The sequence below is a fragment of the Microbacterium gilvum genome (genome assembly GCF_039543865.1).
GTDB lineage: Bacteria > Actinomycetota > Actinomycetes > Actinomycetales > Microbacteriaceae > Microbacterium > Microbacterium gilvum.
In genome coordinates this window covers 1-945 of sequence record NZ_BAABKO010000011.1, presented here as the reverse complement: position 1 = coordinate 945, position 945 = coordinate 1, and the positions used below count along the sequence as shown (strand labels likewise).

Annotated in this window: 1 protein-coding gene; it reads left to right on the top strand. The window is 69.2% G+C overall.

Annotation, left to right across the window (positions count from 1 at the left end):
* On the top strand, positions 1-945 hold a 945-nt coding region (locus ABD998_RS17750; RefSeq protein ID WP_345442392.1), incomplete at its 5' end, for a UDP-glucose dehydrogenase family protein.

The following is a 945-nucleotide window of genomic DNA, read 5'->3' as shown; positions in this document are numbered from 1 at the left end:
TCGACCGTCCCGGTCGGCACCGCCGGCCGCCTCGCCGCCCTCGTCGCCCCCACCGGCGCGCACCTGGCGTGGAACCCCGAGTTCCTCCGGGAAGGGTTCGCCGTGAAAGACACCGTCGAACCCGACCGGCTCGTGTACGGCGTCCACCCCGACACCGCCGACACCGACACCGCGACCCTCGACGCCGTGTACGCCACCGCCCTGACCACCGGGACCCCGCGGATCGTGACCGACTACGCCACCGCCGAGCTCGTCAAGGTCGCCGCGAACAGCTTCCTCGCCACGAAGATCAGCTTCATCAACGCGATGGCCGAGATCGCCGAGACCGTCGGCGCCGACGTCACCCAGCTCGCCGACGCCATCGGACACGACAACCGCATCGGACGCCGCTTCCTCAACGCCGGCGTCGGCTTCGGCGGCGGCTGCCTCCCCAAAGACATCCGCGCGTTCACCGCCCGCGCCGAAGAACTCGGCAAAGGCGAATCCGTCGCGTTCCTCAAGCACGTCGACGAGATCAACCTCCGCCGCCGCCAGAGAGTCGTCGACCTCGCCGTGAACAGCTTCGACGACCACATCAACGGCCACCGCGTCGCCGTCCTCGGCCTCGCGTTCAAACCCGACAGCGACGACACCCGCGACTCCCCCGCCCTCGACGTCGCCGTCCGCCTCAAAGGCCTCGGAGCCGACGTCATCGCCTACGACCCCGAAGCCATCCCCAACGCCCGCAAAGCCCACCCCCAACTCCACTACGCCGACACCCTCGACCACGCCCTCCAAGACGCCGAAACCATCGTCATCGTCACCGAATGGCAGCAGTTCCGCGACCTCGACCCCACCCTCACCCGCACCAAAGTCGCCCGCCCCGTCATCATCGACGGCCGCAACACCCTCACCCCCACCACCTGGCAAAACGCCGGCTGGACCTACCACGGCATGGGACGCTGA